Source organism: Novosphingobium oxfordense, assembly GCF_044029435.1.
Classification (GTDB): Bacteria; Pseudomonadota; Alphaproteobacteria; order Sphingomonadales; family Sphingomonadaceae; genus Novosphingobium.
In genome coordinates, this window is the sequence record NZ_CP147005.1 from 2,248,608 (window position 1) to 2,272,930 (window position 24,323).

Here is a 24,323-nt window from a genome sequence, read left to right on the forward strand (position 1 = left end):
CTTCACCGGTCGGTGAAGGAAATGGAGGTGGGCTTGGCCAATTCAAGGCCGCCGCCCGTGGCGGTCAGCCTGCCGCTGGCACGGTCCACCGCGAAGACGGCGAGATTGCCCGATCCTTGCGCGCCCCCCTGGTTGGTGACCACCATCCACTTGCCATCGCCCGAGAGCGAGAGGCCCCACGGCACCTGCCCACCGCTATCGACCTTGTCGATAGCGGTGAGCGTGGCGTCCCGCCGCACGGCATAGACCTGCACGCGGTTTGTCGCGCGGTTGCCGGCATAGAGGAAGCGCCCATCGCGCGAGACGGCGATTTCGGAACCGCTGCGCGTGCCCGCAAAGTCCGCGGGATCGAGCGAGACGGCCGCCACTTGCGTCAGCCGCCCCTGCCGCGCGTCCCAGGCGAAGCTGACGATCGATCCGCCCATTTCGGTGACCAGGAAGGCATGGCGGCCATCCGGCGCGAAGACGATGTGGCGCGGGCCGGATGCGGGCGGCAGCGTCGCGAATGGCTCCGGCGCTGGCGAGAGCGTGTGTTTAGCGGCATCGAAACGGTAGACGAAGACCTTGTCCGCGCCGAGATCGGGTGAGAGCACCCAGCGGCCGGAGGGATCGAGCGTCACCCCGTGCGCGTGCGGTCCTTTCTGGCGCTTGTGCGGGCCGGATCCCAGGTGGGTCTCGACGCTGGCAGGCTGGTCCGCCAGCGTGCCGTCCGCCGCCACCGGGACCGCGGCGACTTGTCCGGTGCCGTAATTGGCGACGAACAGCGTGCGGCCGTCGGCGGATAGCGCGAGGTGGGTCGGCCCGCCGCCGCCCGAATCCGCCTTGCCCCGGGGCGTCAGCGCGCCGGTTGCGGGGTCGTAGGCGAAGCCGGACACAGTGCCGTGCGTGACGCCGTCATTGCCCGTCTCGCTCACCGCGAAGAGGCGGTGATGCGCGGGATCGGCCAATACCCAGGTCGGCCGGTCCACTTCGGCCACCACGCCGAGCGAGGACAGCGCGCCGCTTTTCGGATCGAGCTTTACCGCGACCACGCCCTGCCCCGGTCCGCTGCCTTGCGTGCCCACATAGGCCAGCGTTTGCGTCTGTGTTTGTGCCTGGTGTGTCTGTGCCTGCGGCGTGGATACCGTGGCGCATCCGGCCAGTGTCCAGCCCGCCATCCCGCACAGCGCCGTGGCCCACAGTTTCGCTTTCATCCCGCATCCTTTTCCGATCGTTCCCCGCAGGCTAGCCGAGCCCCGCGAGCGGAGCCACAGCGGCGTGCGCAATCTATCGGGGAAGGAGCGGAATCTAAGGGTGTGCGCACCCTCGATGGAGTTTCCGCCGCCTGCTCCAGCATTTCACCCAGACACACCCGTCATCGCCGCGAAGGCGGGGATCCCGCTTGTTCTTCTAAAGCGCGCCGAGGCCCAGAGATTTCGCCGGTGCGCAAGATCTCCGAGCCTCGGCGTAAACTCCAAGAAAGCGGGGCCCCCGCCTTCGCGGGGGCGACGGAGTGGTTGGGCGCAATAGTGGTTCCCGCCGAACAATCACAGGCGCGCGCCTGCGTCCTAGATATCTATGGAAATCAGCAGGTTGATCGTCTGCTGGTTGTAGATCCCCTTCGCGCCATCCCGCCGGGCATAATAGAGGTCCAGCCGCCCATGCCCGCCAAGCCGCGTGGAGCCGCCGATCTTGCTGTAGAGCACGGTCGGATCGTTACCGGCATCCTGGCCCTTGGGACTGATATCCTGCACGAACTCCCGGATCAGTCCGGCCTCGACATAAGGGGCGAAGTGCCAGTTGCGGAATTCCTGCTTTTCCAGCCGCAGACTGCCCTCGACGAAGCCGTAGTTCTCGTCCTCAGCCGGGTTCGATCCGTAGCCGCGCGAGGCCTGATAGACCGCCTCCACCGCCGGACGCAGGAACCAGCCTTCGGGAACGAAGCCGGCATTACGATGGTCCAGCGTCTTCATCAGCTTCGCCTCGGTGAAGTAGCGGCGCCACTTCTGCCGGGCGGTGGGAATGCCGGGCATCCCGGTCACGTCGCGGCCGTCCAGCACGATCGCGCGCACGGCCAGTCCGGTGGTGGGGCTGAGGCGATTTACGTAGTCCAGCCGGACGCCGGTGCCCCGGCTGTCGATGTGGCCGCCGCTGTCCTTCAAGTCCACGTCGGTGACTTCGGTGGCGAAGCCGACGCCGATCGCCTGGTTGGGCGCGATACGGCGGAGCACTTCGGCCAGGAAGTTGTAGCCGTCGCTGTCCTGATCGGTGGGCGCGCTTTCGTTGCCGCGCGCATAGATCGCCGCGCCGCCCACCTTGAGCAGCGTGTTGCCATCCCCCGGCAGTTCGAACGTGACATGCGCGGGCACCACGTAGGACGTGGCATTGTCACGCACATGGCTAAGGTCGTCGCCATACTGCGCGGCCTGCGCGTGGGCGGTGTACTGGCCGATGCGCTGCTGCACGGCGCCGTAGGTCTCCGACGAGTTCATTTCGCCGATGATGCCCACGCCCGCGAAGGTGCGCATGAAATCGGCAATGCCGTAACCGGGCATGGCGGCGGACGGCGTCGCCGGTGCGGGAGTTGCCTGTGCGGGAGGTGACGGTGGGAGGGCCGCCTGATCGTTCGTATCCGTCTGCGCGTCCTGCGCCATGGCCGGAATGCTGTTCGCGAATGCCATCGCGGCGATGACTGCAATAGCCACGCCGGGGCGGAACCCGCCCGAAATCCTTCTCACGACCCGTATGCTCCGATTGCTGGATGCTTGGTGTGAGCGGACCTGCCCGGCGCCCACCCCTTCGGCAATCGCACCGGGACCGGCTTCAATCATCGCCGGCACGATTCAAATCTGTGTGACGCAAGCACACAAGCACCACGCAACAGCCGTTGCGCCTGCCCGTTCCGATACTTAGGTTATCGCCGCGCCCCCTCTCTCCCACCTCGCGCGGGCGCGGCGATAAAGGAGCCTTTGCTCATGGAATTCCGTCGCGAATCCGACTCCATTGGCGAGATCGACGTCCCCGCCACCGCCTATTGGGGCGCGCAGACCGAACGCAGCCTGCACAATTTCCCCTTCGGCCCGACAGAGCGGATGCCGATCGCCATCGTCCACGCCCTGGCCCGCGTGAAGCTGGCCGCCGCGCGGGTCAATGCGAAGCACGGGCTGGACGCCGGGCTTGCGCAGGCGATCGAGGCTGCCGCCGCCGAAGTGATTTCCGGCACGCTGGACGATCAGTTCCCGCTGGTGATCTGGCAGACCGGATCGGGCACCCAGAGCAACATGAACGTCAACGAGGTGATCGCCGGCCGCGCCAATGAGCTGCTTTCGGGCAAGCGCGGCGGCAAGGATCCGGTCCACCCGAACGATCACGTCAATCGCGGGCAATCGTCCAACGACAGCTTCCCCACCGCGCTCCATGTGGCGGCGGCGGTGGAAGTGGAACGGGCGCTGCTGCCCGCGCTGGAACGGCTGACCCAGTCGCTGGACGCCAAGGCGAAAGCTTGGACCGACGTGGTGAAGATCGGCCGCACCCACTTGCAGGACGCGACGCCGCTGACTCTGGGGCAGGAGTTTTCCGGCTACGTCCAGCAGCTGCGCGATGCGCGGGAGCGGCTGGTTCATGCCGAACAGGGCGTGCTGCGGCTGGCGCAGGGCGGCACGGCAGTGGGCACCGGGCTCAACGCGCCCAAGGGCTTTGCCGCGGATGTGGCGGCGGACCTTGCGACGCAGACCGGGCTGGCCTTCGTGCCCGCGCCCAACACGTTCGAGGCGCTGGCCAGCAACGATGCGCTGGTGCAGCTTTCCGGCACGCTTTCCACGCTGGCAGTGGCGCTGACCAAGATCGCCAACGACATCCGCCTGCTCGGCTCCGGCCCACGCTCCGGCCTGGGCGAGCTGGACTTGCCCGCCAACGAGCCGGGCAGTTCGATCATGCCGGGCAAGGTCAATCCCACCCAGTGCGAGATGCTGACGATGGTGGCCGCGCAAGTGATCGGCAACCATCAGGCCGCCACCGTCGGCGGGCTTCAGGGCGCGTTCGAACTGAACGTGTTCAAGCCGCTGATAGGATCGGCGGTGATCCGCTCGATCAGTCTGCTCGCCATCGGCATGGTCAGCTTTGCCGAGCGCTGCGTGGACGGGATCGAGCCCAACCGCAGGCGGATCGCCGAGCTGGTGGAGCGATCGCTGATGCTGGTGACCGCGCTGGCGCCGGAAATCGGCTACGACAATGCCGCCAAGATCGCCAAGCACGCCCACACCGACGGCCTGACCTTGCGCGAGGCGGCGCTGGATCTGGGGCTGGTGGACGAAGCCACGTTCGACCGCGTGGTACGCCCGGAAACGATGGTCTGACGAAAAGGGCGGCCTGCCATCGGGCCGCCCTTCCCCATCACAGCTTCATCGACAGTTCGACATCGTCCGCGAACGGCACCGAGAGGTAGCCGCCATCGGCCGCGCGCACGCGGGCGAGGTATTCGGGGCAATAGTCGGCATTGTCCGCCAGCACGAAGGCGCCCGGCCGCAGGCGGCTTTCCAGACGGTCCAGCACATCGGGATAGAGCGACTTGGCACCGTCCAGCAGGACGAGGTCGACGCTGTCCGGCAGACCCTCCGCCAGCGTTTCCAGCGCATCCCCCACGCGGATCTCGACGAGGTCGGCCAGCCCGGCCTCGGCGAGGTGCGCGCGGGCCTTTTCGACCTTGGTCGGCTCGAACTCGGTGGTGATCACCAGGCCGCCACCATTGTCGCGCAGCGCCGCCGCCAAGTGGATGGTGGAAATGCCGAAGGAAGTGCCGAACTCCACGATCGTGCGGGCATTGCCGCTGCGGGCCAGCATGTAGAGCAGCCGGCCGGACTCGGGGGAGACCGGCAGCGGCACTTCGCGCAGCGTGCCGTACATCTCCCGCCAGGCGGTCTTGTCCTGCATCAGCCGGGTGGTTTCCTGTTCGGACATGCCTTCGAACGCGCGGAACATTTCGGCGCGCAGGCGATCCGCCTCCTCGAACAGCCGCGCCAGCAGCGGGGCGACGGGGGTTGTGGTCAATGTGGTCATCATGGTCTCCAGGACGCCTCGTTGCGTCCGGGAGAAAAATATGAACAATTGATCGCGTTTCCTAATCGCATTCCCGAGTTCGCCGATGGCCAGTGCCGAAACCCCGCAGATTTCCACGCGAAAGCGCCCCCGTCAGAGCCGATCCGAAGAGACGGTGAAGGCCATCCTGCAAGCTGCCGCTCAGGTTCTGGCGAGCGAGGGGGCGACCCGATTCACCACCGCCCGGGTGGCCGAGCGCGCGGGCGTCAGCATCGGTTCGCTCTACCAGTACTTCCCGAACAAGGCAGCGATCCTGTTCCGCCTGCAGAGCGAGGAATGGACCGAGACGCGCGATCTGCTGGGCGCGATCCTGTCGGACACCGGCCAGACCCCGCCGGAACGCGTGCGCCGGCTGGTCCATTCCTTCGTGCGGTCCGAATGTGCGGAGGCCGACTTGCGGCAGGCGCTGAGCGACGCGGCGCCGCTCTACCGCGACGCGCCCGAGGCGCAGGCGGCACGGACGCGAAGCCAGGGGGTGATGCGCCGGTTCTTTGCCGAAGCCCTGCCCCACGCCCCCGACCAGACGCGCGATCTGGCCGCGCGGATGATCAAGACCACGCTGAGCGAAGTGGCCAAGAGCTTTTCGGAAACCCCGCGCAGCGAGGAAGAGATCGTCGCATGGTCCGACGCGATGGCGGACATGCTTTGCGCCTATCTGGAAAGTCTCGGCGCTCGCGACGGGGGGATCCGCGAGCGCCGAAGCACGTAAGGGCTTAGAGCAGTTTCCGAGGCATCAGGCGATTCCACCCGATTGGAAAACGCTCTAAGTTTTGGTTTGCCGCGTTTTCCGAGTCATCAGGTGATTCCACCTGATTAGAAAACGCTCTAGCCGCCCTTTTCTTCTTCCGGCCCGCCGATGGCGCGCACGTAGGAAACGGCCGCACGCATCCGTTCGGTGTCTACTGCGATGGCAGAGCGCTGGGCGTCCAGCGCGTCGGTCTGGGCGGTCACCACGTCAAGGTAGCCGGCCGCGCCGTCGCGATAGCGCGACATGGCGATCTCGCTGGTGCGCTGGGCGGCGTTGGCCGCTTCCTGCTGCGCCTTGCCCTGCGCCTCAAGCTGGCGCATCGCCGCGATGGAATCCTCCACTTCGCGGAAGGCATCCAGCACGGTGCTGCGATAGTCGGCAGCCGCCTCGTCGTATTCGGCGCGCGAGATCTTCACTTGCGAGCGGCGCGCGCCGCCGTCGAACACGTTCAGCAGCGCGGTCAGCGGGCCCAGCGCCCACATCGCGTTTGGTGCGCTCAGCAAGTTGCCGCCGGTGGTCTGCCAGCCGCCCGAAGCGCCCAGGCCGATGGTCGGGAACCAGGCCGCACGGGCGACGCCGATGCGGGCATTGGCAGCGAACACGCGGCGTTCGGCAGCGGCAATGTCCGGACGGCGCTGGAGCAGTTCGGACGGGGTGCCGACGGCGATCGCCGGGGTGGCGAAAGCGGCTTCCTGCGGGGCGACGTGGAACGTCGATGCCAGCGCGCCGGTCAGCGCGGCAAGCTCATGCTCGGTCTGGGCACGCTGGTTGGCGATCGAGGCGACTTGCGCCTGCGCATTGCCCAGCACGGTGCGGGCACGATTGACGTCGATGCCCGAGGAGATGCCGCCTTCGTGGCGCGTCTCGGTCAGCTGCGCGGCGCGCTGGAAGGCGTCCACCGAACGGTCGAGCAAGGCCGCCTGCGCATCGAGGCCGCGCAGCCGCAAGTAGGCATCCGCCACCGAGGCCTGAAGGCTGAGCCGCGCCGAGGCGAGATCGCTCTGCGAGGCATCGGCTTCGGCGTTGCCCGCCTTCACGCTGTTGCGGACGCGGCCCCAGAGATCCAGCTCATAGGAAGCGCTGCCGCCGATGATGTAGTTGTTGTAGGTCGCCGACGATCCCGACGAGAGCGGGCGCCCGGCGGAAACGCGATTGCGCGAGGCATCGCCGGAGACGCCGATCTGCGGATAGAGATCGGCGGCGGCCACGCCGGCCGCGCCGCGTGCCTGATCGTAGCGGGCCAGCGCGGCGGCCAGCGTCGGGCTGGCAGCGGCGGCGCGGGCCTCCAGATCGTTCAGCACCGGATCGCCGAACACGGTCCACCAGTCCCCGCGCATCGCGCCGTCCTGCGGAGCGGCGGGGGCCCAGCCCTGCATCTCCGCGAACTGTTCAGGCGCGGCGGGCAGGCTGGACTGCGGCGGCGTGTAGGTGGGCGCCATCGAGCAGCCGCCCAGCAGGGCAAGCGTGATCGCGGCAGTGCATGCGGCCGTGAATGCGGCGGGCGCCGCCCGCTTAGCCATGCGTCGCGGCCTTGGCTGGCGCGGCGGCTGGCGCGTCGGTGGCCGCCTGCGGCTGCACGCGGTCGCCGGTGCGGATCGAGTCCGAAGGCGAGTCCACCACGCGGTCGCCCAGGTTCACGCCGACCGAGACGATCACCGACTTGCCCTGATCGCGGGCGATGGTGATCGGGCGGACGGTAACCTTGTTGTCCGCGCCCAGCACGGCCACGCTCGGCCCCTTGTCGGTATAGAGCACCGCGCTGCCCGGCAGGGTCACGCCCTTCAGGGTGGCGTCGACATCGAAGTGGGCCTGCACGAAGGCGCCCGGCTTCAGCGCGCCGTCGTTATTGTCCGCCTGCACTTCCACCAGCACCGCGCCCGACTGGGCATCGACGGCGCCGGCGCTGCGGCTGACCACGCCCGGGAAAGTGCGGCCGGGGAACTCAGGCAGGCTGAGCTGTACGGTGACGCCCGGATTGACCTGCGCCGAATAGATCTGCGGCACGCGGACATAGACGCGCATCTTGTGCACGTCGGACACAGTGAACAGCGGCTGCGCGGCGGCATTCCCCGCCACCACCAGCGCGCCGATCTGGGCCGAGCGGCTGGTGACCACGCCCGCGAACGGGGCGGCCAGCTGGGTGAAGCCGTGCTGGGCCTGAAGCTCACGCACTTGCGCCAGCGCGGCATTGGCCAGCGCGGTCTTGGCGGCAAGATCGCCCGCCTTCTCGTCCACTTCCTGCTGCGAGACGGCGTCCTTCGCCAGCATCGCGCTCCAGCGCTTGGCGGTCGTCGCGGCCAGGCGCTGGTTGGCGACGGCGGTCTGATAGTCCGCCTTGGCCTGCGCCAGCTGCTGGTCGATTTCCGGCGCGTCCAGGATGGCGAGCGGCTGGCCCGCTTTCACGTGATCGCCGATGTCGGCCAGCCACTTGCTGACATAGCCGTTGGTGCGCGCGTTGATCGCGGCGCTGTTCCAGGCCTGCGCAGTACCCGGCAGAGTAAGCCCGCCCTCACCCGCTGCCGCCGTGGGATTGATCACCGCAACGGTGGGCACGGCGGACTCTTCGCTCACGGCCTTCAGGTCGCGCGTCGCCTGGATGCGGGTGGCGGTGCCGATGCCCACCACGGCCAGTGCGACGATGGCCGCGCCGATGCCCACCCGCTTCAGGGTGCGGGTGCTGGGACCGGTGGGAGTGTCGTTGTCCATGGGGGCCTCGGGAGTGTGGTGCATCTGGGGATCAAGCATGAGCGGCCTCCATCTCTACTGGGGCTTCGTGATGCTTGCGACGGCTGTGGAAGAAAGCGAACACGGTGGGAACGAAGAACAGCGTGGCGATCGTGGCACAGATGAGGCCGCCGATCACGGCGCGGCCCAGCGGGGCGTTCTGCTCACCACCTTCGCCAAGGCCCAGCGCCATCGGCGCCATGCCGATGATCATCGCCAGCGCGGTCATGAGAACCGGGCGGAAGCGGACCAGACCGGCCTCCATCGCCGCCTTCACCGGATCGCCCAGCTCTGCCAGCTTTTCGCGGGCGAAGCTGACGACCAGGATCGAGTTGGCAGTGGCGACGCCCATGCACATGATCGCGCCGGTCAGGGCCGGGACGGACAGTGTCGTCCCCGTGGCGAACAGCATCCAGACGATGCCGGCCAGCGCGGCGGGCAGCGCGGTGATGATGATGAACGGGTCCAGCCAGGACTGGAAGTTCACCACGATCAGCAGGTAGATCAGCACCACGGCGGCCAGCAGACCCCAGCCAAGGCCGGAGAACGCGGTGTTCATCGTCTGGTACTGGCCGCGGATGGTGACGGTGGCGCCCTTCGGCTCCTCTGCCTTCAGCGAGTTGATCGCGTGCTGCACGTCACCGGCCACGGCGCCAAGGTCACGACCCTGCGGGGTGCCGTAGACGTCGAGAACCGGGGCGATGTTGTAGTGCGAGACGACCGGCGCGGTGCTCGAACGGGTGAGCGTGGCCAGCGCGCCCAGCGGCTGCGGGCGGGTTGCGGCCGCGCCGGAGACCGGCAGGTTGGCCAGCTTGCTCATCGAATCGACGCTGTAGTCCGGCGCCTGCGCCACCACGGCGTACTGCACGCCATTGTCCGGGTTCACGAAGTAGACCGGTGCGGTCTGCGAGGTGCCGGCCAGCGAGTTGCCGAGGCTGGTGGTCACGTCCTTTTCGGTGAGGCCGTACTGGCCGACGCGCGAACGGTCGACATCGACGTCGATCTGCGGCGAGTTGGCCGGCTGCTGCAGGCGCAAGTCGGCAAGGCCAGGCACGGTCGCCAGCTTGACCATCAGCTTGTGCGCATAGGCACGCGCGGCCACCGGATCCTTGGCGGAAATCTGCACGTCGATCGGCGACGGCGAACCGAAGTTCAGGATCTGGCTGGTGATGTCCGCCGGCAGGAACGCGAACTGCATGCCGGGGAAGCGGCGCGGAAGTTCGCGGCGCAGCTGGTTCACGTAACCGGCGGTCGGCTTGTGGCCTTCCTCCAGCGTGATCAGCATGTCGCCGTCCTGCGGGCCGATGGTGCCGCTGTTGTTGTAGACGGTGTTGATCGAGCTGACCGGCAGGCCGATGTTGTCGGTAACCGACTTCAGTTCGGACTGCGGCACGATCTTGCGCACTTCGGCGGTGATCTGTTCGAAGTTACGGGCGGCTTCGTCGATGCGGGTGCCCACCGGCACGCGCACGTGCATGGCGATCTGGCCCGAGTCCACCGTGGGGAAGAAGTTGCTGCCCAAGAGCGGCATCAGCCCGAAGGACAGCACGACGACCGCAAGGAAGCCGATCATGAACGGCTTGCGCGAGCGCAGCGCGCGCGCAAGCATGCCAAGGTAGCCGTCGCGGATCTTTTCGAACTTCGCTTCGAACCCGCGCTGGAAGCGCACGAAGGGATTGGTCGATTCCGGGGTGCCGGCATTGTGCGAATTCTCGCCATGCGGGGCATGCGGCTTCAGCAGGTACATCGCCATGGTCGGCACCAAGGTGCGCGACAGGATGAACGAGGCGATCATCGCGAAGACAACCGAAAGCGCCATCGGCACGAACAGGTAGCCCGCAACGCCCGGCAGGAAGAACATCGGCACGAACACGATGCAGATGCACAGCAGCGAGACGAAGGCCGGAGTCACGATCTGGGCGGCGCCGTCCAGGATCGCCTCCATCACGCCCTTGCCCTGTTCCAGGTGCCAGTTGATGTTCTCGATCGTCACCGTCGCGTCGTCGACCAGGATGCCGACCGCGAGGGCAAGACCGCCCAGCGTCATCACGTTCATCGTCTGCCCGAACACGGCCAGCGCGGCCACGGCGGCCAGCACGGCCAGCGGGATGGAGACGGCGATGATGACCGTGGAGCGCCAGGAACCCAGGAACAGCAGGATCATCAGCGAGGTGAGCGCGGCGGCGATGGCGCCTTCGTGCAGTACGCCCGAAACGGCGGCCTTCACGAACAGCGACTGGTCGCCCACCGGCAGCACCTTCAGCGTGTCCGGCAGGGTGGAGGTGATCTTGGGCAGCGCGTTCTTCACGCCGTCCACCACCGAGAGAGTGGAAGTGGCGCCGTTCTTCAGCACCGTCAGCAGCACCGAGCGGCCGCCCTGCACGTGGACGACGTTCTGCTGCTGGGCGCTGCCGTCGCGCACGAAGGCCACATCGCGCATGTAGATCGTCGCGCCGTTGACCACCTTCACCGGCAGGTCGTTCAGCGCCTCGATCGAGCCGGGCGTGTTGTTCAGGCGAACGGTGTACTGCGCCGGGCCGATCTTGACGAAGCCGGCCGGGTTGATCTGGTTCTGCGCGGCGATGGCGTTGCCGACGTCCTGCGCGGAAAGGCCGCGGGCCTGAAGCGCATCGGGGTTGAGGTCAACCTGCACCTGGCGCTGCTTGCCGCCCGAAGGATAGGGCATGGCAAGGCCCGGAATGGTGACGAGGCCGGTGCGCACCTGGTTCTGGCCGATATCGAACAGCTGCTGTTCCGACAGCCCCTTGCCCGACAGGGCGAGCTGGAGGATCGGCACGGTGGAGGCCGAATAGTTCAGGATCAGCGGCGGGTTCACGCCCGGCGGCATCTGCTTCAGAACGGTCTGCGAAACCGAGGTGACCTGCGCCGTGGCCGTGCGGATGTCGACACCCGGCTGGAAGTAGATCTTGACGATGCCGGTGCCCTGAAGCGACTGGCTTTCGATATGCTCGATATCGTTGACCGTCGTGGTCAGGATGCGCTCGTAAGGCGTCACCATGCGGTCCGACATGTCCTGCGGGGATAAGCCGGTGTAGGTCCAGGCGACCGCGATGACGGGGATCTTGATATCCGGAAAAATGTCAACCGGTGTGCGGAAGGCAGCGATCAGGCCACCGATCGCTATAAGAATGGCCATGACGATAAACGTCAGAGGGCGATGCAACGCGGTCTTGACGATTCCCAGCATCGATAACTCCAGTCGCCGGAGGTCCGCGCAGGTATGCACGGCTCACCGGCCAGAACGCCTCACCCCGTGTGATGGTTTTTTTGAAGGGCCGAACGCCGGAAAGGCCACGCTCGCGGCGCGACCGGAAACCCGCTTCGACCCATCCCGTTTTTTCGAGAATCAGGCGCCTATCAGCTTGGAAGCCGGGGAAATAGATACTTAGTTTTGATTGCTGTCATGAAGACAGTTCATGACTGGATCGTCACAAACTGTGGCCGAGCGCGTTTGCGACGGAAAATCCGCAGTATACTGCGGATTACACGCGTTCGAGCAGTACCGCCAAGCCTTGTCCCACCCCGATGCACATGAAGGCAAGGGCATAGCGGCCATGCGTTCGGCTGAGCTGTTCGACCGCACTCATCGCGATTCTGGCTCCCGACATGCCCAGCGGATGGCCCAAAGCGATGGCCCCGCCGTTCGGATTGACGCGCGAGTCGGTGAAGGGATCGACGTTCAGGTCGCGCAGTGTGGCGATGGCCTGGCTGGCGAAAGCTTCGTTCAGTTCGATCACGTCGATCTGGTCCATCGAAAGCCCGGATTTCCGCAGAACCTTGCGGGCTGCCTCGATCGGCCCTGCCCCCATTACGCGGGGCGCAATGCCCGATGCGGCCATGCCGATCACGCGGGCGCGCGGGGTCAGGCCATGGCGCTTCGCCGCGTCCTCGCTGGCAACCAGCATGGTCGCCGCGCCGTCGTTCAGGCCGGAGGCATTGCCCGCCGTCACCGTGCCGTCCGCACGGACCACCGGCTTCAGTTTCGCGAGTGCTTCAAGGCTGGTTGCGCGGGGGTGTTCGTCGCGATCGAAGACCAGCGCCTCACCCTTTCTTTGCGGAATGGTGACGGGCACGATCTCCGCCGCGAGACGGCCGTTCCCTTGGGCAATCGCGGCCTTTTCCTGGCTGGCGAGTGCGAAGCGATCCTGGTCTTCGCGGCTGACCTGCCATTGTTCGGCAACATTCTCACCCGTCTGCGGCATCGTATCGACGCCGTAAGCGGCCTTCATCGCCGGATTTATGAAGCGCCAGCCCAGCGTGGTGTCCTCTATCTTCTGATCGCGGCCGAATGCGCTGCCCGCCTTGCCCATGACATAGGGCGCGCGGGTCATGGATTCGACGCCGCCGGCGATCATCAGATCCGCATCGCCGCTGCGGATCGCCTGCGCCGCCATGCCCAGCGCGTTGAGGCCGGAACTGCACAGGCGGTTGACCGTCACCCCCGGCACCGTCTCCGGCAGACCGGCCAGCAGCACCGCCATGCGGGCGACATTGCGGTTGTCCTCTCCCGACTGGTTGGCGCAGCCCAGGATCACGTCATCGACCGAGGCCCAGTCCACGCCCGGGTTCCGCTCCACCAGCGCGCGCAAGGGGATCGCGGCGAGATCGTCGGCGCGGACGGTCGCCAGCGAGCCGTTCAGCTTGCCGATGGGGGTGCGGATGGCGTCGCAGACGTAAGCTTCGGTCATGGGGGGATCAGCCTTCCAGGAAGGGGATAAGGGCAACCGCCAGCGCCTCGGGTGCTTCCAGCGGGGCAAGATGCGCAGCGGCCAGTTCGGCGTGGACGGCGCCGGGAATGCGCGCGAGCAAGTGCTCGCCATGGCCTTCGAACGGGGTGGAGGCGTCGCGCGAGCCGGTGACGACCAGCGTGGGCGCGACTATTCGCAAGATACGCTCGGCAAGATCCATGTCGCGGATCGCCGCGCCGCAACCGGCATAGCCCTGCGGGTCCATCGTCACCAACTGGCGCCGCACCGTCTCGTATATCACCGGGTTGTCGCGCGTGAGAAAGCGACCCATCGCCAGATCGGCAATCGCGGCCATGCCCTCGGCGCGGACCTTGGAGATGCGGTCGTTCCACGCACCGGCATCCATCGTCGCGGACGTGCAGACCAGCGCCAGCTTCTCCACCTGCCCGGGACGCGACAGCGCCAGTTCCATGCCGATCATGCCGCCCAGCGAAACACCGGCGACCGAGAAGCGCTCGATCCCGGCATCGTGGGCGATCGCCAGCACATCGCGCGCCAATTGCGGCATTGCGAAATCGCCCGGCTCGGCCGTGGAGGCGCCATGGCCGCGCGTGTCGATGCGCAGCAGCCGGAACCGTGCGCGCAGCAGCGGCAGCACCGGGTCCCACAAGTCCATATCGGTGCCGATCGAATTGAGCAGCACCAGCGGGCGCGCGCCGTCGCGCCCTTCCAGTTTCCAGTAGAGGCGTGCGCCGGGAACGCTGGTGAACATCAGGCCGCCTCTGCCAGTGCGCTGGCGAAGGGGGCGCCGGTCTTGGCGGTGACTTCGTCCAGCGAGACGCCGGGCGCGAGTTCGAGCAGCGTGAGGCCGCCCACCTTGCGGTCCACGGCGAAGACGGCCAGATCGCTGACGATCATGTCCACCACGCGCTTGCCGGTCAGCGGCAGGGTGCAGGCGGGCAGGATCTTGGGATCGCCGTGCTTGGAAACATGGTCCATCACCACGATCACCTTCTTCACCCCGGCGACGAGGTCCATCGCCCCGCCCATGCCCTTCACCATCTTGCCCGGGATCGTCCAGTTGGCGAGATCGCCCTCGGCCGAGACTTCCATCGCGCCCAGCACGGCCATGTCGATATGGCCGCCGCGGATCATCGCGAAGCTGTCCGCGCTGGAGAAGAAGCTGGACGTCGGCAGCGCGGTAATCGTCTGCTTGCCGGCGTTGATCAGGTCGGGATCGACTTCGTCGTCATAGGGGAACGGGCCGATGCCCAGCATGCCGTTCTCGCTCTGGAGCGTGACCTTGATGCCGGCCGGCACATGGTTCGCCACCAGGGTCGGGATACCGATGCCCAGGTTCACATAGTACCCGTCGCGCAGTTCCTTCGCGGCGCGGGCGGCCATTTCATCGCGGGTCCAGCTCATTACGCAGCCTCCCTTTCACGCACGGTGCGCTTCTCTATGCGCTTCTCGTTGATGGTCGAAAGCACCACGCGGTCGACATAGATGCCGGGGGTGTGGATGCAGTCCGGATCGAATGTGCCGGCGGGGACGATTTCCTCGACCTCGGCCACGGTGACCTTGCCGGCCGTCGCCATGTTGGGATTGAAGTTGCGCGCGGTCTTGCGAAACTGGAGGTTGCCCTCCTCGTCCGCGCGCCAGGCCTTGATGATCGACAGGTCCGCGCGCAGCCAGGTTTCGCGCACGTATTCCTCGCCCTCGAACACCTCGACCGGCTTGCCTTCGGCGACCACGGTGCCGACCCCGGTCTTGGTGTAGAACGCCGGGATGCCCGCGCCGCCCGCGCGAATGCGCTCGGCCAGGGTGCCCTGCGGGTTGAGTTCCAGCTCCAGCTCGCCCGAGAGGTACTGGCTTTCGAACAGCTTGTTCTCCCCCACGTAGGAGGAGATCATCTTCCGGATCTGGCGGCTTTCCAGCAGCATCCACAGGCCGAAGCCGTCCGCGCCCGCGTTGTTGGAAATGACCGTCAGGTCCTTCACACCCGCCGCGCGCACTTCGAGGATCAGGCTCTCGGGATTGCCCGAGAGCCCGAACCCGCCGGACATGATCGTCATGCCGTCGAACAGCAGTCCTTCCAGTGCGACCCGGGGGCTGTCGAATACTTTGGACATCTGGTGTCTCCTTAACCGAGATCGCCGCCCGCGACGGGCAGCACTGTGCCGGTCACGTAGCTGGCCTCGTCCGAGGCGAGGAACAGGATCGGGGCGATCTGCTCCTCAAGGGTTCCATAGCGTTTCAGGAAGGCGGAATCGGTCACTTGCGCGACCGCCTCGGCCATCCACGCCTGCTCCTGCGCGGTGTCGCCTTCGGCGTTCCGAGCGACACGGCGCGGGGGAGCGCTGGTGCCGCCCGGTGCCGTCGCGACGACACGAATGCCCACTTCGGCATATTCCATGGCAAGGCTCTGGGTCAGGCCGTTGATCCCGCCCTTCGCCGCCGAATAAGGCACCCGGCGAATGCCGCGTGTGGCGTTGGAGGACAGGTTCACGATGGTCCCTGCCCCCTGCTCCAGCATCGCCGGCAGCACCGCGTGGCAGCAATAGAGCGTCGGCATCAGCGAGCGGCGGATCTCCGCGTCGATCTGCGCGGGCTCGAATTCGGCAAAGGGCCGCATCCGGATCGCGCCGCCGACATTGTTGATCAGGATGTCGATCCGCCCGAAGGCTTGGACCGCCTTGGCCATCGCTTCCGCCGCGCCTTCGTAGGTCTCAAGGTCGCAGCAGATGGAGATTGCTTTTCCGCCCGCCGCCACGATGGCCTGTTCCACCTCGGTCACGAATTCGGCACGGTCGACCAGAACCACGCTCGCGCCCTCGGCAGCGGCGCGGGTTGCGACACCGGCCCCGATACCCTGCGCCGCGCCGGTCACGACCATGACTTTGCCTGCGAAACGTCCTGCGAAGATCACGGCACCCTCCTCAGACGTGGTAGATGTCGATGACCTGATGAATGTAGTCGTCCTTCAGGACGATCTTCTTCTTCAGGATCAACGGCATCTCATCCGCACAATCCAGCGTCAGGAACGTGGTCCCGAAGAACTGCTGCGTCTGCTGGTAGCGGTGGCTGAGCGTGTGCCAATTGTAGCGCAGGTCCACCTGCCCTTCCCGGCTCTCCAGCACTTCGACATTGCCGATGAAGTGCGCCGAGCGAGGCTCGGGCGTGGAGGCGGAGGACCGCTCGGTGTTGAGGCGGTAGACGCGGTCTTCCAGACCCTGCCGGTTGGCATAGTAGATCAGCGAGATTTCGGTCTGCGGATCGGTGCAGAGCGCATCGTCGTCGGTCCAGGCCGGCATCCAGTATTCGACGTCGGGCGAATAGCATTCCAGCCATTCGTCGAACCGGCGATCGTCCAGCAGCCGCGCCTCGCGGTAGAGGAAGGCGCAGATGTCGCGGTACGAGAAGGCTGCGGATTGGGTTTCGCGGGTCATGTCGAGCGTGCTCATTCCGCCGCCTCCATCATCGGCGGCTGATTGGCCGCGTCCCTGGCCAGACCGTCGAGCATGATCCGGGCCCAGAACTCGTGCTGGCGCACGAACAGCCCCTCGTCCTCGCTACGCTCGCTGGAGAGCAGCGGGTTCATGCCCATGGCCTTGGCATTGTCGTCCGCGCCGTGGATCCAGCGGGTGGCGCCGCGGCTGAGGTCGTTCCACAGCTCGCCCGCGCCTTCGTAGGCCTTCTGGCAGGAGCGGAATTCCTCCAGATCGTCGGGCGTGCCCATGCCGGTGACGTTGAAGAAATCCTCGTACTGGCGGATGCGGTGGGCGCGATCCTCGGCGCTTTCGCCCTTGGGGGCGTAGCAGTAGATCGTCACTTCGGTGGTGTGCACGTCGATCGGGCGGACGACGCGGATCTGGGTCGAGAACTGGTCCATCAGGAACACGTTGGGATAGAGCGCCAGATTGCGAGTCTGCTCGATGATGAACTTCGCCCGATCCTCACCCAGCCGGGCGTCGAGTTCCGGCTTGTGGTTCCAGATCGGCCGCACTTCGGGATTGATCACCTGCGTCCAGAGCAGGATGTGGCCATGCTCGAAGCCATAGACGCCGCTGGCGGGCGCCTTGGACCAGCCGTTGGCGTCTACCGCCTTGGTGCCGCCCTCGGCGCGGCGGCCCATGGTGGACTGGTAATTTTCGTGAACGGAGCTGACGTGATAGCCGTCGCAGCCGTTCTCCATCTGCATCTTCCAGTTGCCGTCGAAGGTGTAGGTGGAATTGCCGGTCAGCACTTCCAGCCCCTCGGGCGCCTGATCGACCATCTGGTCGATGATGACTTTCGCCTCGCCCAGATGGTCTTCCAGCGGCAAGACGTCATGGTTCAGCGATCCGAACACGAAGCCGCGATAGCTCTCGACGCGCACCTTGGTCAGGTCGTGCGACCCTTCGTGGTCGAAGCTGTCCGGATAGGCGCCGGTGCTGGCATCCTTGGCGCGCAGCAGCTTGCCGTCGGTCTTGAAGCTCCAGCCGTGGAACGGGCAGACGAACAGTGGCTGGTTGCCCCGCTTGCGGCGGCACAGCTTGGCGCCGCGATGCGCGCAGGCATTGACCACGCCGTTGATCGCGCCGTCCTTCGCGCGGGTCAGGATCACGGGCGTGCGCCCGATCCAGGTCGTGAAGTAATCGTTCTTGTTCGGAAGCTGGCTTTCGTGGGCGAGGTACACCCAGTTGCTTTCGAAGATGTACTTCATTTCCAGTTCGAACAGCGCCGGATCGGTGAAGACGTCCCGGCGGCAGCGGAACTCTCCGGTTTCGACGTCATCGACCACGGCGGTCGAGACCCGGTGCATGAGGCGTTCGTACATGATCCTGTCTCCCGTATCGCGTTGTGGTCAGGCCGTTTCTGTTTCGGGCTGCGGTTCGGCTTCGGCGCGGGCGCGGGACGAGAAGTGCTCGTCATCCGCGTCGGCGGCGCGCTGCATCTGGAAGTCGAACTGGATGTAGGCGCTGTCGCCCTGGCGGCTGGGTACCGGCAGCAGGCCGGCGCGGGTGCCGAAGGCGAAATCGTCGGCCGCGAAGGGATCGTCGCCGAAGTTGATCTGCGTCGTCAGCGTGCGGTAGCCCGGCGCCTCGATGAAGAAGTGCACGTGGGCCGGGCGATTGCCGTGGCGGCCCAGCGCCTGCATCAGCTGGTCGGTCGATCCGCCCGGCGGCACCGAATAGCCGCTCGGCTGCTTGGAATGGAACGCATAGCGCCCGTCCTTGCCCAGCTTGATGCGGCGGCGGTTGTTGAACGGGGTCTGTTCGCCGGTGGGATCGAAGTGCGAATACCAGCCCTTCGAATTGGCATGCCAGACGTGGACGATCGCGTTCTCCACCGCCTCGCCGTCCGGGCCGGTCACACTGCCGGTCATGTGCAGGACCGTGGTGCCCTCGTCCTCGTCGACGGAGAGGTTCACGTTGCCTTCTACCAGCGGCGCACCGGCGACGTAGAGCGGGCCTTCGATGGTGCGCGGGGTGCCGCCGGTGAGGCCGGCCTCGGCATCCTTGGCATCCATGTAGAGGTCCAGGAAGTGCTCAAGGCCGGTGCCCGGCACGATCAGGCCGATCTCGCCCGCGCTGTCCGAAAGATACTTCATGGCGAGCCAGAACTCGCTTTCGGAAATGTCGTGGCGGACGATCAGCTCCATCACCGATTCGGTAAGGTCGCGCATGATCGCCTTGAGGCGGGGGCTGCCGCCGCTCTCGTTCACGCCGGCGGCGCGATCGAGCAGCTGCTGGATTTCCGGGGTCTTTACGAAGCTGACGTCCATTTTGTTCTCTCCCAAGGACTGGTTTTCGGTCAGGCGGCGATCACCGATCGTCGTCATGGATGGAGGATGGGTGCCGGCAGAGCGGCGTGACCTTCATGGTCATGAAGGGGTAGAGCGGCAGGCTCATCAGCGTGTCGTGCAGCGCTGCATTGCTCTCGACATCGAAGATCGAGACGTTCGAATAGAAGCCGACCTTGCGCCAGATATGGCGCCAGATGCCCGCCTGCTGGAGCTTCTGGAAATAGGCCTTCTCGGCCGCCTTGATCTTCGCGGCCTCTTCGGCATCGAAGTCCAGCGGAATGTTGACGTCCATTTCGACCATGAACAGCATGGCTCAGGCTCCTGCGTTTACGGCGTGAAGGCGCGGCCCCGAACGGTCACGCCGGAAGAATTCGACCTTGTCGGGATCGAGCGCGATGCCGAGGCCGGGGCCGGTCGGCACCTTCAGCGAAAAGTCCCCGTAGCCGAGCGGTTGGGTGAGGATTTCCTCGGTCTGCAGCAGCGGGCCGAACAGTTCGGTGCCCCAGGCAAGCTCGGGAACGGTGGCGAAGACATGGGCCGAGGCCGCCGTGCCCACGCCGCCTTCCAGCATCGTGCCGCCATAGAGGCCGATCCCCGCCGCCGTGCCGATGGCAGCGACTTCGGCAGTGGCGAACAGCCCGCCCGACTGCGCGATCTTCAGCGCGAAGACGCCCGCCGCACCGGCAGAGGCAATCCGCAGCGCGGTGCGCGGGCCGTGCAGCGCCTCGTCCGCCATCAGCGGCACCGCCTGCGTGGTGGCAAGGCGGGTCATCGCCGCGATATCGTCCCCGGCGATCGGCTGTTCGACCAGATCGCAGCCCACGTCCTGAAGCATCGCCATGCCCAGCTTGGCCTGCGCCTCGCTCCAGTTCTGGTTCACGTCCACGCGGACACTCGCCCGATCACCCAGCGCCTTGCAGATCGCGCCGACATGGGCGACGTCCGCCCGCACATCACGCTTGCCGATCTTCAGCTTGAAAATGCGGTGGCGGCGGAGGCCCAGCATTTCCTCGCCCTCGGCGATGTCGCGCGCGGTGTCGCCGCTGGCGAGGGTCCAGGCCACCGGCATATCGTCGCGCACGCGGCCCCCGCCGATCAGTTCGGAAACCGGCACGCCCAGCCGCTTGCCCGCCATATCCAGCAGCGCGGTTTCCACCGCGCACTTGGCAAAGTGATTGCCGCGCACGCACTTGGCGACTTTGGCCATCGTCGCGCCGACGCGGCTGATATCGCAGGTCTTCAGGACCGGGACGATATACGTGTCGATGGCGGACTTGATGCTTTCCGGGCTTTCCTCGCCATAGCTGAGGCCGCCGATCGTCGTGCCTTCGCCGATCCCCTCGACGCCGTCCGTATCGGTCAGGCGCACGATCACCATCGCCTGCGAATGCATCGTGGCCATGGCCAGCACATGCGGGCGGATCGTCGGTACATCGACGATTAAGGTATCAGCGCGATCCAGCGCAGCCATTGCAGAACCTCTCCGGTATGCTTAGGGTTTCGGGTGTAAATTAGGGATGAGGCTGAGTCGCATCAAAGACCGTTGCGGTCATAGATCGATACCTGACAGGTATTTTTGAATGGATCTGCGTCTTCTGAGATACTTCGTGGCGGTGGCCGACGAAGGAAACTTCAACCGGGCCGCCGAACGGCTCCACATCGCCCAGCCGCCCTTGAGCCGCGCCATCCAGCAGCTTGAGGCGCAGATCGGCGCGCCCTTGCTGGATCGCACCCAGCGGCCGCTGAAGCTCACCCCCGTCGGCCAGCTGGTCCACGATCAGGCGCTACAGATGCTGGCGCGGATGGAGGACATGGAATCGATGGTGAAGGCCGCCGTCGGCAGCGAGCGGCGGCGCTTCGTGGTCGGCTTCGTCTCCTCCACGATCTATGCCCGCCTGCCCGAACTGATCCGCGAATTCCGCAAGGAAGCCCAGGACGTGGAGCTGGTGCTGGTGGAAAGCACCACGCTGGACCAGATCGCCGCGCTGAAGGAAGGCCGCATCGACGTGGGCTTCGGCCGCATCCGGTTCGACGATCCCTCGGTCCGCCGCACGGTGCTGCGGCATGAGAAGCTGGTGGCCGCCTTCCCCTTCACGCATCGGCTGGCGCAGGGCGATGGGCCGGTGTCTCTGCACGAGATCGCGGACGAGCCGCTGATCATCTACCCCCGCTCCCCCCGGCCCAGCTATGCCGACCAGGTGCTGTCTCTACTGCGCGACCATTCGATCGAGCCGCGCGTAATTCATGAGGCGCGCGAATTGCAGATCGCCATCGGCCTGGTCGCCGCCGAGGAAGGCGTGGCCATCGTCCCCGAATCGGTGCACCGCGCGCGCAGCCACGATGTGGCCTATCGCGAACTGGTGGAGCCGGTTACCTCCCCCATCATCATGAGCCACCGCGCCGGCGATCACTCGGTCGAATTGCAGCAGATGATCGCCGTGATCGCCCGCAAGTATCGCGAATGGGGATACGATGTGTCGCCCGCGCTGGAGGCGGCTCTTTAATCACCTGCAAGCAAGATTATTCCACCCCAGACATTGACGGAGAGATGAAATTGCCCGAACGGATCGGCTCATGAGCAAGGCAGACGTCGTAATCGTAGGAGCCGGCCACGGCGGTGCGCAGTGCGCCATCGCCCTGCGCCAGAACGGGTTCACCGGAACCATCACCGTGATCGGCCGCGAGCCGGAACACCCTTACGAGCGCCCGCCGCTCTCCAAGGAGTATTTCGCGCGCGAAAAGACGTTCGATCGCCTCTACATCCGCCCGCCCACGTTCTGGGCGGAGAAGGACGTGACCTTCAAGCTGAGCACCGAAGTCACCGCCGTGGACCCGCAGGCGCATGAACTGACGCTCTCCAACGGCGAAACCTACGGCTACGGCAAGCTGGTCTGGGCGACCGGTGGCGATCCGCGCCGGCTCTCCTGCTCCGGCGCCGAACTCGCCGGCATTCACGCCGTTCGCACCCGCGAGGATTGCGACACGCTGATGGCCGAAGTCGATGCCGGCACCAAGAACATCGTCGTGATCGGCGGCGGCTACATCGGGCTGGAAGCGGCGGCGGTGCTGTCGAAGATGAAGCTCAACGTCACGCTGCTGGAAGCGCTGCCGCGCGTGCTGGCCCGTGTGGCGGGTGAGGAACTGTCCGAATTCTATCAGAACGAGCATCGCGAACACGGCGTCGATCTGCGCACCGGCGTCGCGGTGGAATGCCTTGAGGGCGACGGCCACCGCGTCACCGGCGTGAAGCTGGCGGACGGCGAAGTGGTCCCGGCCGAAGCCGTGATCGTCGGCATCGGCATCGTTCCTGCCGTCGGCCCGCTGATCCTGGCGGGCGCAGCCGGCGCCAACGGTGTGGACGTGGACGAATACTGCCGCACCTCGCTGCCCGACATCTATGCCATCGGCGATTGCGCGGCCTTCGCCTGCGACTTTGCGGGCGGCAACGTGATGCGCGTGGAATCGGTGCAGAACGCCAACGACATGGCGACGTGCGTGGCCAAGGCGATCTGCGGCGACGAAAAGCCGTACAAGGCGTTCCCGTGGTTCTGGTCCAACCAGTACGACCTGCGCCTGCAGACCGCCGGCATCAACACCGGCTTCGACCAGACGGTGATCCGCGGCGATACGGCCGGGCGCTCGTTCTCGGTGGTCTATCTGAAGCAGGGCAAGGTGGTCGCGCTGGACTGCGTGAACATGGTCAAGGACTACGTCCAGGGCCGCAAGCTGGTGGAAGCCGGCGCCTCGCCCGATGTCGAGGCATTGGCCGATGCCGGCAAGCCGCTGAAGGAACTGATCTGATCCATTTGGCGACCCCTCCGGGCTGACGGAGGGGTGTCGCGGTTTCGGTAGTTCGCTATCGAGAGGCCGACACCCCTCCACCACCGGTTTAGAATGGACGGGGGGCGGTCCCCCTTCCCTTGCAGGGGAGGATTGGGATGCCGGCTTTAAGGATCGCTGACAAATCCAAGCCCCGTCGTCCCCGCGAAGGCGGGGACCCCGCTTTTCTTGCGGCGAAACGAGAGGGTTGAAAAGGCAGCGGGGCCCTCACCTTCGCGGGGGCGACGGAGTTTATGCGTGCTCCGTTGCGCCTAGCCCAACTCCGACCCGACTTTACCGAAGTTCTCCAATCCATCCCCCCTCAAGCCATCGCGCTGATCGTCGAGCGGAACCGGGCCAGGGCGATCGCGAAGAACACCACGCCGATCGCGAAAGTGGCGGCGAATTGCGGCCAGACCACGTCGAAGCCCGCCCCCCGGAACAGGATCGCCTGCCCCAGCTCCACGAAATGCGTGGTGGGCGCGAAAAGCATCACGTTCTGCACCAGCGGCGGCATCGATTCGCGCGGCGTGCTGCCGCCGGAAAGCATCTGGAGCGGCAGCAGCACCAGGATCATCAGCATTCCGAACTGGGGCATGTTGCGCGCGATGGTGGCCAGGAAGATGCCCATCGAGGTGGTGGAGAACAGCACCAGCGCCGCGCCCGCGAAGAACAGCGGCAGCGATCCGGCGATGGGCACGTGCATCAGCGCCCGCACCACCAGGTTCACCGACAGCGCCGATGCCAGCAGCACCACCAGCCCCATCGACCATACTTTCGACAGCATGATCTCGAACGGGGTCACCGGCATCACCAGCAAGTGCTCGATAGTGCCATGCTCGCGCTCGCGGATCAGCGCGGCGCCGGTCAGGATGATGGACAGCATGGCGATCTGGTTGATGATCTGCGCCAGCGCGCCGAACCAGGACCGGTTCAGCGTGGGATTGAACCGCGCGCGGATCGCAAGGTCCACCTGCGGCACGGTGTTGGCGCGATAGCGGTTGATGAACTCGTTCACCTCGCCATTGACGATCTGCTGGATGAACCCCGTGCCGGTGAAGGCCTGGCTCATCCGCGTGGCATCGGTGTTGAGCTGGATTTCCGCCCCCCTTCCCGCCAACACGTCGCGCTGGAAGCCGTGGGGAATATGCAGCACGAAGGTGAAGTCCCCCGCGTCCATGCCCGGATCCACCTCTTGCGGCGTGATCATCCGGGGCACCACGAACTGCGGCGGATAGAACGAGGAGACGATCCTCTGCGAAAGCGGGGACTGATCCTCGTCAACGATGGCGATCGCCGCGTTGTGCAGCGTTTCGGGCATGGAATTGGCCGAGGTGTAGACCGAAACCGTGAAAGTGAAGACGATCAGCACCAGCATGATCGGATCGCGCCATAGGCTCCACAGTTCCTTCACGCCAAGGCGGTAGACGTTGGAGAGCTTGGCAAGGGCGGGCGCAGCCAT

General features: G+C 66.1%; 21 protein-coding genes. 4 read left to right on the forward strand and 17 right to left on the reverse strand.

The genetic code is table 11. The features are described from left to right. Positions 1-2: 2 nt before the first annotated feature. Both WBP07_RS10510 and WBP07_RS10515 read right to left on the reverse strand, forming a co-directional pair. Positions 3-1,193, reverse strand: coding sequence for a lactonase family protein (locus tag WBP07_RS10510; RefSeq protein ID WP_395390985.1), 1,191 nt, complete (start codon positions 1,191-1,193; stop codon positions 3-5). A gap of 354 nt (positions 1,194-1,547) precedes the next feature. After that, entirely contained in the window at positions 1,548-2,684 is a 1,137-nt protein-coding gene (locus WBP07_RS10515; RefSeq protein ID WP_395390987.1) for a hypothetical protein, read from the reverse strand. A 270-nt stretch (positions 2,685-2,954) separates the two neighbouring features. On the opposite strand from WBP07_RS10515, the gene fumC reads away from it, so the two are divergent. Further along, complete coding sequence (fumC, locus tag WBP07_RS10520) at positions 2,955-4,334, forward strand: class II fumarate hydratase (RefSeq protein WP_395390988.1); 1,380 nt, start codon at positions 2,955-2,957, stop codon at positions 4,332-4,334. A gap of 37 nt (positions 4,335-4,371) precedes the next feature. On the opposite strand, the gene WBP07_RS10525 is transcribed toward fumC, so the two are convergent. After that, positions 4,372-5,034, reverse strand: coding sequence for an O-methyltransferase (locus tag WBP07_RS10525; protein ID WP_395390990.1), 663 nt, complete (start codon positions 5,032-5,034; stop codon positions 4,372-4,374). Between the two features lie 85 nt (positions 5,035-5,119). Here WBP07_RS10525 and WBP07_RS10530 point away from each other — a divergent pair, with 85 nt between their 5' ends. Beyond that, the gene (locus WBP07_RS10530) at positions 5,120-5,782 is read left to right on the forward strand and encodes a TetR family transcriptional regulator (RefSeq protein ID WP_395390991.1); all 663 of its coding nucleotides are present in this window, start codon (positions 5,120-5,122) and stop codon (positions 5,780-5,782) included. 116 nt (positions 5,783-5,898) lie between these two features. Here the strand turns inward: WBP07_RS10530 and WBP07_RS10535 are convergent, their stop codons facing one another. From WBP07_RS10535 to WBP07_RS10595, 13 genes are all read right to left on the reverse strand, one after another. After that, complete coding sequence (locus WBP07_RS10535; protein WP_395390992.1) at positions 5,899-7,341, reverse strand: efflux transporter outer membrane subunit; 1,443 nt, start codon at positions 7,339-7,341, stop codon at positions 5,899-5,901. Then, positions 7,334-8,566, reverse strand: coding sequence for an efflux RND transporter periplasmic adaptor subunit (locus tag WBP07_RS10540; RefSeq protein ID WP_395390994.1), 1,233 nt, complete (start codon positions 8,564-8,566; stop codon positions 7,334-7,336). The genes WBP07_RS10535 and WBP07_RS10540 overlap by 8 nt, the downstream gene beginning before the upstream one ends. Further along, positions 8,559-11,753, reverse strand: a complete 3,195-nt coding sequence (locus WBP07_RS10545; protein ID WP_395390995.1) for an efflux RND transporter permease subunit — start codon at positions 11,751-11,753, stop codon at positions 8,559-8,561. The genes WBP07_RS10540 and WBP07_RS10545 overlap by 8 nt, the downstream gene beginning before the upstream one ends. A 295-nt stretch (positions 11,754-12,048) precedes the next feature. After that, positions 12,049-13,254 carry a 3-oxoadipyl-CoA thiolase gene (gene pcaF / locus WBP07_RS10550; RefSeq protein WP_395390996.1) on the reverse strand — a complete coding sequence of 402 codons (1,206 nt, stop codon included), beginning with the start codon at positions 13,252-13,254 and terminating at the stop codon, positions 12,049-12,051. Positions 13,255-13,261: 7 nt separating this feature from the next. Beyond that, positions 13,262-14,026, reverse strand: coding sequence for a 3-oxoadipate enol-lactonase (gene pcaD / locus WBP07_RS10555; protein WP_395390997.1), 765 nt, complete (start codon positions 14,024-14,026; stop codon positions 13,262-13,264). Continuing rightward, positions 14,026-14,679 carry a 3-oxoacid CoA-transferase subunit B gene (locus WBP07_RS10560; protein ID WP_395390999.1) on the reverse strand — a complete coding sequence of 218 codons (654 nt, stop codon included), beginning with the start codon at positions 14,677-14,679 and terminating at the stop codon, positions 14,026-14,028. The genes pcaD and WBP07_RS10560 overlap by 1 nt, the downstream gene beginning before the upstream one ends. Continuing rightward, on the reverse strand, positions 14,679-15,386 hold the full coding sequence (locus WBP07_RS10565) for a CoA transferase subunit A (RefSeq protein ID WP_395391001.1): 708 nt from the start codon (positions 15,384-15,386) through the stop codon (positions 14,679-14,681). Before WBP07_RS10565 ends, WBP07_RS10560 begins: the two co-directional genes overlap by 1 nt. A gap of 11 nt (positions 15,387-15,397) precedes the next feature. Beyond that, positions 15,398-16,183 carry a benzoate diol dehydrogenase BenD gene (benD, locus tag WBP07_RS10570; protein ID WP_395391002.1) on the reverse strand — a complete coding sequence of 262 codons (786 nt, stop codon included), beginning with the start codon at positions 16,181-16,183 and terminating at the stop codon, positions 15,398-15,400. A gap of 10 nt (positions 16,184-16,193) precedes the next feature. Next, positions 16,194-16,718, reverse strand: a complete 525-nt coding sequence (gene benB, locus WBP07_RS10575) for a benzoate 1,2-dioxygenase small subunit (RefSeq protein ID WP_395391004.1) — start codon at positions 16,716-16,718, stop codon at positions 16,194-16,196. After that, on the reverse strand, positions 16,715-18,073 hold the full coding sequence (locus tag WBP07_RS10580; protein ID WP_395391005.1) for an SRPBCC family protein: 1,359 nt from the start codon (positions 18,071-18,073) through the stop codon (positions 16,715-16,717). Before WBP07_RS10580 ends, benB begins: the two co-directional genes overlap by 4 nt. Before the next feature lie 27 nt (positions 18,074-18,100). Continuing rightward, positions 18,101-19,021, reverse strand: a complete 921-nt coding sequence (locus tag WBP07_RS10585) for a dioxygenase (RefSeq protein ID WP_395395770.1) — start codon at positions 19,019-19,021, stop codon at positions 18,101-18,103. A gap of 40 nt (positions 19,022-19,061) precedes the next feature. Next, positions 19,062-19,352 (reverse strand): muconolactone Delta-isomerase, encoded by a 291-nt coding sequence (gene catC / locus WBP07_RS10590; RefSeq protein WP_395391007.1) that lies wholly within the window; start codon positions 19,350-19,352, stop codon positions 19,062-19,064. Positions 19,353-19,355: 3 nt separating this feature from the next. Further along, a complete protein-coding gene (locus tag WBP07_RS10595; protein WP_395391008.1) occupies positions 19,356-20,513 on the reverse strand; it encodes a muconate/chloromuconate family cycloisomerase in 1,158 nt (385 codons plus the stop codon). A 109-nt stretch (positions 20,514-20,622) separates the two neighbouring features. Between WBP07_RS10595 and WBP07_RS10600 the strand changes: the two genes are divergently transcribed. Further along, positions 20,623-21,546, forward strand: a complete 924-nt coding sequence (locus tag WBP07_RS10600; protein WP_395391009.1) for a LysR substrate-binding domain-containing protein — start codon at positions 20,623-20,625, stop codon at positions 21,544-21,546. Positions 21,547-21,616: 70 nt separating this feature from the next. Then, positions 21,617-22,843 carry an NAD(P)/FAD-dependent oxidoreductase gene (locus WBP07_RS10605; RefSeq protein ID WP_395391010.1) on the forward strand — a complete coding sequence of 409 codons (1,227 nt, stop codon included), beginning with the start codon at positions 21,617-21,619 and terminating at the stop codon, positions 22,841-22,843. A 340-nt stretch (positions 22,844-23,183) separates the two neighbouring features. Here WBP07_RS10605 and WBP07_RS10610 read toward each other — a convergent pair whose 3' ends face one another. Continuing rightward, positions 23,184-24,323, reverse strand: a complete 1,140-nt coding sequence (locus WBP07_RS10610) for an ABC transporter permease (protein WP_395391012.1) — start codon at positions 24,321-24,323, stop codon at positions 23,184-23,186.

What these genes read in the sequence shown, in the direction of transcription:
- WBP07_RS10525 (WP_395390990.1), bottom strand. Translation starts at nt 5,034, where the DNA reads ATGACCACATTGACCACAACCCCCGTCGCCCCGCTGCTGGCGCGGCTG.
- pcaF (WP_395390996.1), bottom strand. Translation starts at nt 13,254, where the DNA reads ATGACCGAAGCTTACGTCTGCGACGCCATCCGCACCCCCATCGGCAAG.
- fumC (WP_395390988.1), top strand. Translation starts at nt 2,955, where the DNA reads ATGGAATTCCGTCGCGAATCCGACTCCATTGGCGAGATCGACGTCCCC.
- WBP07_RS10565 (WP_395391001.1), bottom strand. Translation starts at nt 15,386, where the DNA reads ATGTCCAAAGTATTCGACAGCCCCCGGGTCGCACTGGAAGGACTGCTG.
- catC (WP_395391007.1), bottom strand. Translation starts at nt 19,352, where the DNA reads ATGCTGTTCATGGTCGAAATGGACGTCAACATTCCGCTGGACTTCGAT.
- WBP07_RS10595 (WP_395391008.1), bottom strand. Translation starts at nt 20,513, where the DNA reads ATGGCTGCGCTGGATCGCGCTGATACCTTAATCGTCGATGTACCGACG.
- WBP07_RS10585 (WP_395395770.1), bottom strand. Translation starts at nt 19,021, where the DNA reads ATGGACGTCAGCTTCGTAAAGACCCCGGAAATCCAGCAGCTGCTCGAT.
- benB (WP_395391004.1), bottom strand. Translation starts at nt 16,718, where the DNA reads ATGAGCACGCTCGACATGACCCGCGAAACCCAATCCGCAGCCTTCTCG.
- WBP07_RS10545 (WP_395390995.1), bottom strand. Translation starts at nt 11,753, where the DNA reads ATGCTGGGAATCGTCAAGACCGCGTTGCATCGCCCTCTGACGTTTATC.
- pcaD (WP_395390997.1), bottom strand. Translation starts at nt 14,026, where the DNA reads ATGTTCACCAGCGTTCCCGGCGCACGCCTCTACTGGAAACTGGAAGGG.
- WBP07_RS10605 (WP_395391010.1), top strand. Translation starts at nt 21,617, where the DNA reads ATGAGCAAGGCAGACGTCGTAATCGTAGGAGCCGGCCACGGCGGTGCG.
- WBP07_RS10535 (WP_395390992.1), bottom strand. Translation starts at nt 7,341, where the DNA reads ATGGCTAAGCGGGCGGCGCCCGCCGCATTCACGGCCGCATGCACTGCC.
- WBP07_RS10540 (WP_395390994.1), bottom strand. Translation starts at nt 8,566, where the DNA reads ATGCTTGATCCCCAGATGCACCACACTCCCGAGGCCCCCATGGACAAC.
- WBP07_RS10560 (WP_395390999.1), bottom strand. Translation starts at nt 14,679, where the DNA reads ATGAGCTGGACCCGCGATGAAATGGCCGCCCGCGCCGCGAAGGAACTG.
- WBP07_RS10580 (WP_395391005.1), bottom strand. Translation starts at nt 18,073, where the DNA reads ATGTACGAACGCCTCATGCACCGGGTCTCGACCGCCGTGGTCGATGAC.
- WBP07_RS10600 (WP_395391009.1), top strand. Translation starts at nt 20,623, where the DNA reads ATGGATCTGCGTCTTCTGAGATACTTCGTGGCGGTGGCCGACGAAGGA.
- WBP07_RS10610 (WP_395391012.1), bottom strand. Translation starts at nt 24,323, where the DNA reads ATGGCTGCGCCCGCCCTTGCCAAGCTCTCCAACGTCTACCGCCTTGGC.
- WBP07_RS10510 (WP_395390985.1), bottom strand. Translation starts at nt 1,193, where the DNA reads ATGAAAGCGAAACTGTGGGCCACGGCGCTGTGCGGGATGGCGGGCTGG.
- WBP07_RS10530 (WP_395390991.1), top strand. Translation starts at nt 5,120, where the DNA reads ATGGCCAGTGCCGAAACCCCGCAGATTTCCACGCGAAAGCGCCCCCGT.